Here is a 13,402-nt window from a genome sequence, read left to right on the forward strand (position 1 = left end):
TCCCAAGGCCTTACGCCATCATTTTCTTCGCGTTTTCAATAACTTCTTCAATGCTACCAACAAGACGGAACGCATCTTCTGGAAGGTCATCATATTTTCCTTCTAGAATTTCTTTGAAACCACTAACTGTATTTTTTACAGGTACGTAAGAACCTTTTTGACCTGTAAACTGTTCAGCTACGTGGAAGTTTTGTGATAAGAAGAATTGAATACGACGAGCACGATGTACAACTAACTTATCTTCTTCAGATAACTCATCCATACCTAAGATAGCGATGATATCTTGAAGCTCTTTATAACGCTGTAAAGTTTGCTGTACTTGACGAGCTACTCCATAATGCTCTTCTCCTACGATTTCTGGAGAAAGCGCACGAGATGTAGATGCTAATGGATCTACGGCTGGGTAAATACCCATTTGTGTTAAACGACGCTCTAAGTTTGTTGTTGCATCTAAGTGAGCGAACGTTGTAGCTGGTGCTGGATCCGTATAGTCATCGGCTGGTACGTATACCGCTTGGATAGACGTGATAGATCCTTTATTTGTAGATGTAATACGCTCTTGTAATTGACCCATTTCTGTTGCAAGTGTTGGTTGGTAACCTACCGCAGATGGCATACGACCAAGAAGGGCAGATACTTCAGAACCTGCTTGCGTGAAACGGAAGATGTTATCGATGAACAATAGTACGTCTTGTCCTTGCTCATCACGGAAGTGTTCAGCCATTGTTAAGCCTGTTAATGCAACACGTTGACGTGCTCCAGGTGGCTCATTCATTTGTCCGAATACCATCGCAGTTTTCTTAATTACGCCAGAATCGCTCATTTCGTGGTATAAGTCGTTACCTTCACGAGTACGCTCACCTACACCAGCGAATACAGAGATACCACCGTGCTCTTGTGCGATGTTGTTAATTAATTCCTGAATTAATACTGTTTTACCTACACCGGCACCACCGAATAGACCGATCTTACCACCCTTAATGTAAGGAGCAAGTAAGTCTACTACTTTAATACCAGTTTCAAGAATTTCTACTTTAGTAGATAATTCTTCGAATGCAGGCGCTTGACGGTGAATTGGATCACGACGTACATCCGCAGGAACTTCACCATCTAAGTCAATTGCATCACCTAATACGTTAAATACACGACCAAGTGTTGCATCACCAACTGGTACAGAGATTGCTTTACCAGTATCTTCTACTTCTGTGCCACGAACAAGTCCATCTGTGGAAGACATTGCAACTGTACGAACTGTGTCATCACCTAAATGAAGTGCAACTTCAAATGTTAAGTTAATGCTTGCTCCGTTTTCGTTGCTTTGTTTTACCGTAAGGGCGTTGTAGATTTCTGGTAGCTTTCCGCCATCAAACTTAACGTCTACAACCGGACCCATGATTTGCGTAACGCGCCCTTTATTCATCGGGTTCCCTCCTAGCTTTCTTTTAATTAGCCAGCTTTCTAAGAGAAGTCGGCTTTTAATTTTTATTAGTTTAGCTTTCGCGGTTCTCCTGAAAGAACCGCTTACGCTTTTTATTGAATCTAGCTCCGGTGGCTAGAAGGGTCGGTCATTTCACCCCTTCCTACGAGGCAAAGAACGCCTCTTTGTCAGGAGTTCCAATGCCCTCCCCTTCTGAGCAAGCCACCTACGCTTTTTAATACTATTCTAACGCTGCTACTCCACCAACGATTTCCGTAATTTCTTGCGTAATCGCTGCCTGACGCGCACGGTTGAATGAAAGTGTAAGTGAATCGATAACTTCCATTGCGTTGTCTGTAGCACTCTTCATTGCTGTCATACGCGCCGCGTGCTCACTTGCTTTACCGTCTAGTAATGCACCGTACACTAAGCTTTCTGCGTATTGTGGCAATAATACTTTTAGAATTTCTTCTTCAGAAGGTTCGAATTCATAAGCTGTCGTCGGTTTGTCAGACTCCACATCCGTAAGCGGTAAAATTTTATTTTCCGTTACTTCTTGTGAAATTTTACTTACATAATGATTGTAGTAAATATACAGCTCATCATAAGCACCATCTGCGAACATCGCAATTGCTCGAGAAGCAATATCTTTAATATCAGTAAATGATGGGTGGTCAGATAATCCAACTACTTCATCAATGATGTTAAAGCCGCGACGTTTTAAATAATCACGTCCTAGTCGTCCAAGCACAATAATTGAATATTGGTTTGAATCCATATTATGACGTTCACGAATTACGTTACTTACTGTACGTAATACGTTACTGTTATAACCACCTGCTAGTCCGCGATCAGATGTAATAACGATGTACCCTGTACGCTTTACAGGACGCGCATTTAGCATTGGATGATTAATCCCTTTACTTCCTTGCGCAATGCTCGCTACTACTTCTTGAATCTTTTCCATATACGGAACGAAAGATTTAGCATTTTGCTCTGCACGGTTTAACTTAGATGCAGATACCATCTCCATCGCTTTCGTAATTTGACTCGTTTTCTTTGTCGAGTTAATCTTCGCTTTTATATCGCGTAAAGATGCCACAGGTTTTCACCACCTTTTTTCCGGAAGTTGGCACGATTAGTAAGAATCCTCTTCCTAATCTACGTTGCAAGATATTCTTGCTCATGATTGAAGGAAAAGAATAGGTGCACCTACTCTTTTCCTTTACATAACCGTCAGCAATCTCAAAGTTTGAGATGCCTTTATATTATCTAGCTCCAGCGGCTTGAATGCTCGGTGGCTTCACTTCTTCCTCACATTCAGAACGAGCCGCTTCCGCTTTTATTTATCTAGTTCCGTCTCCTAGCCCCTTTCGTCTAAGAACCTTCCCCACCAAAAGGTAGAAAGCACCTTTTGTGGGAAAGAGCCTTAGCCGATGGGGCTGAACAGTCGACTTCACTTTTCATTATTATTCAGAAGCTACAAATACTTTTTTAAATCCATTGATTGCTGCTGCAAATTTGTCGTCATCCGCAAGTTTCTTAGTTGTGCGAATTTCGCTTAATAAGTCAGCTGCATTTGAATCTAACCAAGCATGGAATTCTTCTTCGAAACGAGTGATATCTACTACTGGGATATCATCTAGGAATCCACGTGTTAAAGCGTAAAGAATGATAACTTGTTTCTCTACACGTAACGGTTTGTGTAATCCTTGTTTTAATACCTCAACTGTACGAGCACCACGGTTTAATTTCGCTTGTGTTGCTTTATCAAGGTCAGAACCGAACTGAGCGAACGCTTCTAACTCACGGTAAGATGCAAGGTCAAGACGAAGTGTACCTGATACTTTACTCATCGCTTTAATCTGAGCAGATCCACCTACACGAGATACAGAAGTACCCGCATCGATCGCTGGACGTACGCCAGAGAAGAATAGGTCAGATTGTAAGAAGATTTGTCCATCCGTAATAGAAATTACGTTTGTTGGGATGTAAGCTGATACGTCCCCTGCTTGTGTTTCGATGAAAGGTAGTGCAGTTAAAGAACCGCCGCCTCTTGCATCACTTAATTTTGCTGCACGCTCTAATAAGCGAGAATGTAAGTAGAATACATCCCCTGGATATGCTTCACGACCTGGAGGACGACGTAATAGTAATGAAAGCTCACGGTAAGCCGCTGCTTGTTTTGATAAGTCATCATATACTACTAATACGTGTTTACCATTGTACATGAACTCTTCACCCATTGTTACACCAGCATAAGCAGCTAAGTATAATAATGGAGCTGGTTGAGAAGCTGATGCAGTTACAACGATTGTGTAATCTAATGCACCGTGCTTACGTAGTGTTTCTACTACGTTACGTACTGTTGATTCTTTTTGTCCGATAGCTACATAGATACAAACCATATCTTCATCTTTTTGGTTAATGATTGTATCAAGTGCAACTGCTGTTTTACCTGTTTGGCGGTCACCGATGATTAACTCACGTTGACCACGGCCAATTGGTACAAGAGCATCGATCGCTTTAATACCTGTTTGAAGTGGCTCATGAACAGATTTACGATCCATTACACCTGGTGCTGGACTTTCAATTGGACGAGTGTTTGTTGTATTGATTGGGCCTAAACCATCAACTGGTTGACCTAATGGGTTTACAACACGACCGATTAGTTCTTTTCCTACTGGTACTTGCATGATGCGACCAGTACGACGAACTTCGTCACCTTCACGGATTTCTGTGTAAGGTCCTAAAATAATGATACCTACGTTGTTTTCCTCTAAGTTTTGTGCTAGTCCCATAACGCCGTTAGAGAACTCTACAAGTTCACCAGCCATAACGTTATCAAGACCATGAGCACGCGCGATACCGTCACCAACTTGGATAACTGTACCAACATCACTTACTTCGATTTCAGACTGATAGTTCTCGATTTGTTGCTTTATCAGTGCGCTAATTTCTTCAGCTCTGATGCTCATGTGCTTCACCCCTATCTATTCTTCATTAATTCACGCTGAATACGTGCTAATTTTCCTTGTAAGCTTCCGTCGTAAATGCGATTTCCAATACGTACTTTAATGCCGCCTAGTAAATCTTCATCCACAACATTTTTCACGCGAATTGCATCTTTTCCTGTTTTTTTTGCAAATGCTTCTGCAATGTTAAGTTTTTCTTCTTCCGATAGAAGACGAATAGAATATACAGTTGCATCCGCTACGTTACGTTCTTCATTAGCAAGAACAACATATTCATTTGTAATTTCAGGTAGGATATCAATACGCTTGTTATCAATTAAAATATATAACGTATTTAAAATAGATTCAGAAACAGATGCGAATACGTTTGCAAGAAACGTTTTCTTCTGCTCTTTTGAAATGTTCGGTTGCGTTAAAAAGCTATGTAGTTCTCCGTTCTTTGTAAAAACGTTTTGTACAAGGCGTAATTCCTCTTCAAACATTTCTAATACGTGTTTTTCTTTTGCAATTTTAAAAAGAGCGACAGCATAACGTTTTGCTACAATCCCATTGCTCATCGCGCTTCTCCTACTTCTTTAATATAATCGCGGATTAACTTCACTTGATCTTCTTCTTTTAGTTCTTTTTCAATTACTTTAGAAGCAATATGAACAGATAAAGAAGCGACTTGTTCTTGTAAAGCAGCAATTGCTTGCTCTTTTTCGCGTTGAATTTCTTGTACAGCAGATGTTTTAATTGATTCTGCTTCTTCTTTCGCAGCAGCAACAATAACATCCTTTTGATCTACAGCTTGTTTCTTCGCTCTTTCGATTAACTCTTGTGCTTCAACACGCGATTGTTTTAACATTTCACGTTGTTCTTCTACTAATTTCTTCGCTTCAGCATTACTTCTTTCTGCAGCGTCGATTTCATTAGTAACATGCTCTTCACGTTCTTTCATAATTCCCATTAAAGGACCCCACGCAAATTTGCGTAGCATTACTAATAGAAGTAAGAAAATGAACAATGTATAAGCAATCGTTCCAAATGGAATGGAAGCCCCTAATAATAAAGTTGGCACAAGGATTCACTCCCTTCAAAATATCTAAATTGATCATATGAAAAAAAAAGACATACGTTTCGTTCATAAAGCAATGGCGAAGAAAGTTCAAAAAACACTCTTCGCCATCTATGTAAGGGGAGTCTCCCTTATTTGTTCATTACGATGAAAGCAATAACTACACCGATAATTGGAAGTGCCTCAACTAATGCAACCCCGATGAACATAATTGTTTGAAGTGCGCCTTTTAATTCTGGTTGACGAGCAACACCTTCGATTGTACGTGATACGATAAGACCGTTACCAATACCTGCACCTAATGCTGATAAACCAATTGCAATTGCAGCTGCGATTACACCTAAACTCATTTAATTTGTCCTCCTTTGTATTATAAAAAAATAAATTTTTTCTTACTTAAATTATATTAATGGTCATGGCTTACTTTATGAGCCATATAAACCATCGTTAACATTACGAAAATAAATGACTGGATTGATCCAACGAATACACTGAATCCCATCCATGCTAACATCGGTACAAGTGCACCTAATGCTCCTAAGAATGATGCTCCGCCTAACTTAGCAAGTAATCCTAATAAGATTTCACCTGCGTAAATGTTACCAAATAAACGAAGACCTAACGTTAATGTGTTAGCAAACTCCTCAATAACCTTTAATGGGAATAAGAATTTCATAGGTTGGAAATAACCTTTAGCATATTCTTTCGTACCCTTCATCTTAATTCCATAGTAATGGGTGAGGGTAACTACCATCACGGCTAATGTTAATGCAACTGCTGGATCAGACGTTGGTGATCTCCACCATGCAATATGTTCGCCAGCCTCAACTGTTGAATACATGAATGGTAAACCAAGGAAGTTCGATACGATGATAAACATGATAAGCGTAACGCCAAGCGTTAAGAATCGTCCACCTGTTTTCCAGTCCATCGTACTATTGATAATCCCTTTCACGAAGTCAAACACCCATTCCATGAAGTTTTGCATTCCGGTTGGGCGAAGCGCTAAGCTGCGAGTTCCGATAACAGCGATTAAGAAAACAATAACTGCTGCTACAGTAACCATCATAACTGATGACAAATCGAACGTTAAACCTAGAAATTCAACTAATTTACCGTGTTCCACTAGTAATTCACCTCTCTTCCCTGCTCGTATACTCTAAATAAAGAAAATCTATGATCATGACAAGGTATCCTGTCAGCAATCCTACACCTAAGCCCCACATCGCAATTAATTCTTGATATTTGGCTGCAAATAAAATTAATAACCCCATCGTGGCGAATCTTGAATATGTACTTACCGCTGTTGCTTTAAATTTCACGTTTTCTCCATTTGTTACGCGATCTAATAGCTTGTCTGTTCTACGTGCAATGATGCGCAAACTAAGAAAACTGAAAATCGTTCCGATAATCAGTCCAAGAAATACATCCTTGTAAGAGGTAAATCCCCATCCTAGCACTAGAAACGCAAGCAAGTAGTACATATATTTCTTTTGTCTTTGGACAAGTCCATGTACGTCTATCATCATTGCTCTCCCGAATAGTAATGTCGAATGAGTCGAATCATTGCGTATACCCCTGTTCCTAACCCGAGTAATAACCCTATAATAAGAAACAATGGAAACGTTCCAACCTTATTATCAATCCATTGCCCACCAAAGATTCCAATAAGAATAGAACCAACTAACTGAGCAAGAATTCCTGACATTAAAGCATACGCTTTTATATGGCTGCGATCGTTTTTTTGCAAGGATTCATCCCTCCAATATGTAACCCTCATTCACGATGTGTTAATAATAACTCATTTTTCTGCATAAATTCTATACAAAATAAAAAGTTTACATTTTCGTCACGGAAAAGATGTATTTTTGTCACTGAAAGCCCTACCATCTATCCCCGTTGTTAGCATACAATAGGGTATTAACAGTGTCAACGAGAAATCGTAAAAAATCAAAAAATTTGAGTATTAGGCATTTCCTCCCAAAAATGAAAACGTTCCCCTTCTAAATACTGGTTAGAGATATGCAATTTCTAACAGTTTTCTCTTTATAATAGAAGAAAATGTTCACAAGTTTGTCACTATTATATTTTTAAGATATAGCGCTTTCCTTCCATAATATAGTGCCCCCAAGACGTAAGACTTCTATATTATATGTGATGTGTATATAACTTATGTTGTATATACCCTGTATATTTATCTCCCCCTCCCCCGCACGCCCAAGGCGAAAAAAAAACGAGCGGGGAATCCCCCTCTCGTCTGTTGTCTTACTTCGTTCCGAATAAACGGTCACCAGCATCACCAAGACCTGGAACTACATAACCATGGTCATTTAACTTCTCATCTAATGCCGCTACATAAATATCAACATCAGGATGCTCTTCCTGTACTACTTTTACTCCTTCTGGAGCAGCTACGATACACATTAATTTAATTTGCTTTGCACCGCGCTTTTTCAGAGAATTAATTGCTTCAGCTGCAGAACCACCTGTTGCTAGCATCGGATCTAGTACGATAAAGTCACGCTCTTCTACATCCGTTGGAAGTTTCACATAGTATTCTACCGGTTGCAATGTTTCAGGGTCACGGTATAAACCAACGTGTCCTACTTTTGCTGCTGGGATTAATTTCAGAATTCCATCAACCATTCCTAAACCTGCACGTAAAATCGGAATTAAACCAAGTTTTTTACCAGCGATCACTTTTGTTGTCGCTTTGCTTACAGGTGTTTCAATTTCAATGTCTTGAAGTGGAAGGTCGCGAGTAATTTCGAAAGCCATTAAGCTTGCTACTTCGTCCACTAATTCACGAAAATCTTTCGTACCTGTATTCTTATCGCGAATATATGTAATCTTATGTTGAATTAACGGGTGATCAAATACATACAGTTTTCCCATGTGAATCTCTCCTTTAGATGATATTCATGCGTTTACACGCTTTTTTACACTATTTACGATTGTAAAGAAAACGCTACTAATATTCAAGGGCAAATTTGGTAAAATCGTGAATTAGAATGAATCTATCTAGTATCTTTACCAATTATGGGAGCTGTATCCTTCATTATATCGCCAAAATTTATTCATCATTTGTATACATACTTTAAAAATAATATATGTCCACAAAAAAGACTGCCAAAACAATTACGTTTCAGCAGTCTTTTTCAATCTATTATAGATTTGTATACATTGGGAATTTGCTCGTTAACGCTTCTACACGCTTACTTGCTTCTTCTAATGCAACTTCATTCTCATGATTTTTTAATGTATAAGCAATAAGTGCCGCAATTTCATCCATTTCTTCTAAACCGAAACCACGAGATGTTACAGCTGCTGTACCGATACGTACGCCGCTTGTTACAAATGGGCTTGCTGTTTCAAATGGAATTGTATTTTTGTTCACTGTAATACCAACTTCATCTAATACGTGCTCTGCTACTTTACCTGTAATTTCTAAGTTACGAACATCAATCAAGATTAAGTGATTGTCTGTTCCACCAGAAACAAGTGTAAGTCCTTCTTTTTGAAGACCTTCAGCTAAGCGGTTCGCATTATTAATGATATTTTGTGCATATGTTTTAAACCCATCTTGTAGTGTCTCACCAAATGCAACAGCTTTTGCAGCAATTACGTGCATAAGTGGACCACCTTGAATACCAGGGAAGATTGATTTATCAATTTGTTTTGCAAATTGTTCTTCACATAAAATCATACCACCACGTGGACCACGTAATGTTTTATGTGTTGTTGTTGTAACGAAATGTGCATGTGGTACTGGGTTTGGATGTAAACCAGCAGCTACTAAACCAGCGATATGTGCCATATCAACCATAAAGTATGCGCCCACTTCATCTGCAATCTCACGGAATCGTTTGAAATCGATAACACGAGGATATGCACTTGCACCTGCAACGATTAATTTTGGTTTATGTTCTTTCGCTTTTGCTAATACATCATCGTAATTAATACGGTGAGATTCAGCATCCACGCCATATTCTACGAAATTATATTGTACTCCACTGAAGTTAACAGGGCTTCCGTGTGTTAAGTGACCACCATGAGATAAATTCATACCAAGTACTGTATCGCCTTGCTCTAAAATTGTGAAGTATACTGCCATGTTCGCTTGTGCACCAGAATGTGGTTGAACATTTACATGCTCTGCGCCAAAAATTTCTTTCGCGCGATCACGTGCGATATCTTCCACTACGTCTACGTGCTCACAGCCACCATAGTAACGTTTTCCAGGATATCCTTCAGCATACTTATTTGTTAAAACAGAACCTTGTGCCTCCATTACTGCTTCACTTACGAAGTTTTCCGAAGCAATTAACTCAATCTTTGAACGCTGTCTTCCTAGTTCTGCCTCAATTGCAGCAAATACCTTTTCATCTTGACGTTTTAAATGATCCACCAAAATCCCCCTTTTCTGAACGAATTACATCAATTCCCAATAGTTTTTTCTCATTTATTCAGAAAAAACGAAAATTCAGGTTGTAATTCTTTCGAACCTTCATGTTTTCAACTACATTCTAACATGACTTTCTATATCATAAAAGAAAAAAAAAGACCAAAATTGGTCTTTTCTTTCTTCTATTATAAAGTCAGACTACATACCTTTTACCTTTCGATATAAAGCTGTTATAGGACTTTATAATTTTTCATGTTTAACGGCAAGAAATAGCTTCTTCATTTGCCGCATAAACAGCACGCGCTCCACCTATTAGTTTCCCACGTGTTTTCGCCATCGTTACATGCGCACTTCCTATTTCCTTCACACTTGTACGAACCGGTACAGCTACATGCTTTAAATGCATACCGATAAATGTATCGCCAATATCCATTCCTGCATCTGCTTTAATAAACTCAATTACTACCGGATCTTTAAAATTGTGATACGCATACGTCGCTAATGCACCACCTGCTGATCTAACAGGCGTAACTATTACAATTTCAAATTGATATTTCATCGCTACATCTCTCTCAACTACTAAAGCACGATTTAAATGCTCACAACATTGAAACGCCAATTCAATACCTGTTCGTTCTTGAAATTGTTTTAATTCAGAAAAAATCGCCTCTGCCACTTCCATCGTTCCTGATGTTCCAATTCTCTCACCTAGCACTTCGCTCGTGCTACACCCCACTACAAAAATTTGGCCACTTTGCAGTGAAGCTTGTTCTTGGAAATCAGAAAGCGACATTTGCAGCTGTTCTCTTACCTTTACGATTTCTGTCATTACGCCTCTTCCTTTCACAGGTTGGTTCACCAAATTATATTTCATACTACTTATAGTTAGAATCTATTACTTTGTTTCGTACGTTTTAATTTTTCCTACGCGGTTTTCGTGACGGCCACCTTCATAGTCAGTTGTCAGCCAAATTTTCGCGATATCACGCGCTAGACCCGCTCCAATTACACGCTCGCCCATTGCTAACATGTTAGTGTCATTATGCTCTCTCGTCGCTTTCGCACTGAAAGTATCATGAACTAATGCACAACGAATACCATTTACTTTGTTTGCTGCGATTGACATACCAATGCCTGTCCCGCAAACTAAAATGCCACGATCCACTTCACCATTCGCTACCATTTCTGCTGCTGGAAACGCAAAATCAGGGTAATCAACAGAACCAGCCTCACATTCACAACCTAAATCAATATATTCAATATTTAACTCTTCTAATAAACTTACAAGTTCTTTACGGATATTCATACCGCCGTGATCAGATGCTACTACTACTTTCATTTTTACCCCTCCAAAGTTTCAATCAATTATCTTCATTTCACACTCGCTACCTTAATGGAACGAAGTGATCTCCAATATCGTATTATACACGAAACATCAACCTTCTGAATGTTTTTTCAGTAAAGTTTGTACAAGTTTTTCCATCTCTTCTAACGTTTCTTTATAAATAGAAAGCGATCCGCCAAATGGATCTGAAATATCCTTACTTACACCCTCAGTTAATCCATATAATGTATCCAATTTCTTTTCAACACTCGGATAATGCCCAAGTACAATTTGCTTATGGTTTTCCGTCATTGTTACTACAATATCCGCCCAATCAACCAAAGTATCGTTTACCTGCTGTGAAGCATGATCGATTACAATTCCTTTTTCAGCTAAAGCTTCCTTTGCATGTACCGACGCATCGCTTCCAGGATAGGCGAAAACACCAGCAGATTGCACTTCAAATTTACCTTCTCCATAATGACGAAGCAAAGCCTCAGCCATCGGACTACGGCATGTATTTCCAGTGCAAACAAATAACACCCGTTTCATCTAAACCCACCCCTTTTTTCTGTTTCCTACCATTTATCCCGCTATTTGCGGACAGTAAGACTCCCACCTCAAAATTCGGCAAATGCGAGGGATTTAGGTGGGAGTCGGGCTGCCCGTAAAAGCCCAATTGGTGAGGGCTAATAATCAGTGGGGGATGGACAAAACCCCCACTGACTAAAGTTTCACTTTATCATAGCGTACATTAGAATAGAACAAAAGAAATGTGAATATACGAAAGGCGCATTTCTCTTATATTTTTTCTAAGAAAAATGCGCCTTATCCACATATATGTGAAACCCTATTTCCAAGTGCCCAAAGTATTTACCATACATAATGAACACACTACGAAACAAAATAAGGAATCCATTTCATACGAAACAGATTCCTTTCATACAATAATTATTTCATTGTAACTTTCATTACTTCTGTTGAACCTTTTGTAGCTGCTACACCCACAGTTGTCTTAATAGACTCAGCTGCATCTGTGTTTGTAATAACGATTGGAGTAATTGTGCTTTTCGCTTTTTCACGAATTAATTCTAAGTCGAATGAGATTAATTTATCTCCAGCTTTTACAGCTTGTCCTTCAGAAACGTGAGCTTCGAAACCTTCACCTTCCATTTTTACAGTTTCTAATCCAACGTGGATTAAAATTTCTGTACCGTTTTTCGCTTTAATTCCAATAGCATGTTTCGTGTGGAATAATTGTACGATTTCACCATCAACTGGAGATACAACTACACCTTCAGTAGGATCGATTGCAACACCGTCACCCATCATACGACCAGCGAATACTGGATCTGGTACTTCTTCAATATTTTTCACTGCTCCAGTTAATGGAGCTACGATTATTTCTTCATTTGTTTTTGAACCAAAACCGAATAATTTTTTAAACATAGGATAGTCCTCCTTATAATTTACCTAAAAGTTTATAGGGCAATCTCTATTCAAGATCGAAATACACGTAAGACTTCATACTTCGAATGTTATACTGTAAAAACGCTTTCGAAATAAATCATGTCATTACTACTAGACTCCTATTGTAGCGCCTCACAAAATCCCAGTCAATTCTGATTGTCTGAATAACAATGCGAAGTTAACTTCTACTTATATTTTCTCTTTTTTTCACTTACTTGTCTAGAGGTCTTTACTACATTTTATTTTTTGTTGTTAATTTGTAAAATTTCTTTCAAATTTTTGTTGAGATCCACTTGACTAAAGTAAGTAACTATTTTATTATTTACTTACATAAGATAAGTAAATAACTTTTAGGGAGTTTCAAAAATGATGGATATCGGTCTTCTTATTATTCGTCTTATTATAGGAATTACATTCATGGGTCACGGTGCTCAAAAATTATTCGGTTGGTTTGGTGGCTACGGTCTGAAAGGAACAGGTGGCTTTATGGAATCAATCGGTTTACGCCCTGGTGTATTTATGGCATTTATGGCTGGCGCAACTGAACTATTAGGTGGTTTCTTATTCGCATCAGGTATTTTCACTGTAGTCGGTTCATTATTTATCGTAGGAACAATGTTAGTAGCAATCTTCACAGTTCACGGAAAAAATGGTTACTGGGTAACACAAAACGGATTCGAATATAATTTAATGTTAATCGCTGTCGCTATCGGTGTAGCTTTAATTGGACCTGGCGCTTACGTTTTACTTTAAT

At 38.7% G+C, this 13,402-nt stretch carries 17 protein-coding genes; 1 reads left to right on the forward strand and 16 read right to left on the reverse strand.

The genetic code is table 11. The features are described from left to right. Positions 1-10: 10 nt before the first annotated feature. From atpD to CQZ94_RS15390, 16 genes are all read right to left on the reverse strand, one after another. The gene (gene atpD, locus CQZ94_RS15305; RefSeq protein ID WP_002144743.1) at positions 11-1,420 is read right to left on the reverse strand and encodes a F0F1 ATP synthase subunit beta; all 1,410 of its coding nucleotides are present in this window, start codon (positions 1,418-1,420) and stop codon (positions 11-13) included. Between the two features lie 238 nt (positions 1,421-1,658). After that, the gene (gene atpG / locus CQZ94_RS15310) at positions 1,659-2,519 is read right to left on the reverse strand and encodes a F0F1 ATP synthase subunit gamma (protein WP_002089737.1); all 861 of its coding nucleotides are present in this window, start codon (positions 2,517-2,519) and stop codon (positions 1,659-1,661) included. 367 nt (positions 2,520-2,886) lie between these two features. Then, positions 2,887-4,395, reverse strand: a complete 1,509-nt coding sequence (gene atpA, locus CQZ94_RS15320; protein WP_002113043.1) for a F0F1 ATP synthase subunit alpha — start codon at positions 4,393-4,395, stop codon at positions 2,887-2,889. 11 nt (positions 4,396-4,406) lie between these two features. After that, positions 4,407-4,949, reverse strand: a complete 543-nt coding sequence (gene atpH, locus CQZ94_RS15325; protein ID WP_087996354.1) for a F0F1 ATP synthase subunit delta — start codon at positions 4,947-4,949, stop codon at positions 4,407-4,409. Continuing rightward, the gene (gene atpF / locus CQZ94_RS15330) at positions 4,946-5,452 is read right to left on the reverse strand and encodes a F0F1 ATP synthase subunit B (RefSeq protein ID WP_002016287.1); all 507 of its coding nucleotides are present in this window, start codon (positions 5,450-5,452) and stop codon (positions 4,946-4,948) included. The genes atpH and atpF overlap by 4 nt, the downstream gene beginning before the upstream one ends. Positions 5,453-5,580: 128 nt before the next feature. Next, positions 5,581-5,799, reverse strand: a complete 219-nt coding sequence (atpE, locus tag CQZ94_RS15335) for a F0F1 ATP synthase subunit C (protein WP_000052064.1) — start codon at positions 5,797-5,799, stop codon at positions 5,581-5,583. A gap of 56 nt (positions 5,800-5,855) precedes the next feature. Then, positions 5,856-6,575 carry a F0F1 ATP synthase subunit A gene (gene atpB, locus CQZ94_RS15340; protein WP_002089740.1) on the reverse strand — a complete coding sequence of 240 codons (720 nt, stop codon included), beginning with the start codon at positions 6,573-6,575 and terminating at the stop codon, positions 5,856-5,858. Positions 6,576-6,582: 7 nt separating this feature from the next. Then, positions 6,583-6,975, reverse strand: coding sequence for an ATP synthase subunit I (locus CQZ94_RS15345; RefSeq protein WP_105586058.1), 393 nt, complete (start codon positions 6,973-6,975; stop codon positions 6,583-6,585). After that, positions 6,975-7,199 carry an AtpZ/AtpI family protein gene (locus CQZ94_RS15350; RefSeq protein WP_001171219.1) on the reverse strand — a complete coding sequence of 75 codons (225 nt, stop codon included), beginning with the start codon at positions 7,197-7,199 and terminating at the stop codon, positions 6,975-6,977. The genes CQZ94_RS15345 and CQZ94_RS15350 overlap by 1 nt, the downstream gene beginning before the upstream one ends. Positions 7,200-7,225: 26 nt before the next feature. Further along, positions 7,226-7,339 carry a DUF4024 domain-containing protein gene (locus CQZ94_RS15355; protein WP_033712414.1) on the reverse strand — a complete coding sequence of 38 codons (114 nt, stop codon included), beginning with the start codon at positions 7,337-7,339 and terminating at the stop codon, positions 7,226-7,228. Between the two features lie 375 nt (positions 7,340-7,714). After that, positions 7,715-8,344: a uracil phosphoribosyltransferase gene (upp, locus tag CQZ94_RS15360; RefSeq protein ID WP_098775787.1), complete on the reverse strand. Its 630-nt coding sequence runs from the start codon at positions 8,342-8,344 to the stop codon at positions 7,715-7,717. Positions 8,345-8,615: 271 nt separating this feature from the next. Next, positions 8,616-9,857, reverse strand: coding sequence for a serine hydroxymethyltransferase (gene glyA / locus CQZ94_RS15365; protein ID WP_142395846.1), 1,242 nt, complete (start codon positions 9,855-9,857; stop codon positions 8,616-8,618). A 253-nt stretch (positions 9,858-10,110) separates the two neighbouring features. After that, positions 10,111-10,683, reverse strand: coding sequence for a TIGR01440 family protein (locus tag CQZ94_RS15370; protein ID WP_105586060.1), 573 nt, complete (start codon positions 10,681-10,683; stop codon positions 10,111-10,113). A gap of 66 nt (positions 10,684-10,749) precedes the next feature. Then, positions 10,750-11,193: a ribose 5-phosphate isomerase B gene (gene rpiB / locus CQZ94_RS15375; RefSeq protein WP_000869917.1), complete on the reverse strand. Its 444-nt coding sequence runs from the start codon at positions 11,191-11,193 to the stop codon at positions 10,750-10,752. A 96-nt stretch (positions 11,194-11,289) separates the two neighbouring features. After that, positions 11,290-11,730, reverse strand: coding sequence for a low molecular weight protein arginine phosphatase (locus CQZ94_RS15380; RefSeq protein WP_105586061.1), 441 nt, complete (start codon positions 11,728-11,730; stop codon positions 11,290-11,292). A 399-nt stretch (positions 11,731-12,129) separates the two neighbouring features. After that, positions 12,130-12,627: a PTS sugar transporter subunit IIA gene (locus CQZ94_RS15390; RefSeq protein ID WP_105586062.1), complete on the reverse strand. Its 498-nt coding sequence runs from the start codon at positions 12,625-12,627 to the stop codon at positions 12,130-12,132. A 387-nt stretch (positions 12,628-13,014) separates the two neighbouring features. Between CQZ94_RS15390 and CQZ94_RS15395 the strand changes: the two genes are divergently transcribed. Next, positions 13,015-13,401 carry a DoxX family protein gene (locus CQZ94_RS15395; RefSeq protein ID WP_105586063.1) on the forward strand — a complete coding sequence of 129 codons (387 nt, stop codon included), beginning with the start codon at positions 13,015-13,017 and terminating at the stop codon, positions 13,399-13,401. The last annotated feature ends 1 nt before the right edge of the window (position 13,402 follow it).

Origin of the sequence: Bacillus sp. MYb209 (assembly GCF_002975175.1) — a bacterium.
Lineage (GTDB): Bacteria > Bacillota > Bacilli > Bacillales > Bacillaceae_G > Bacillus_A.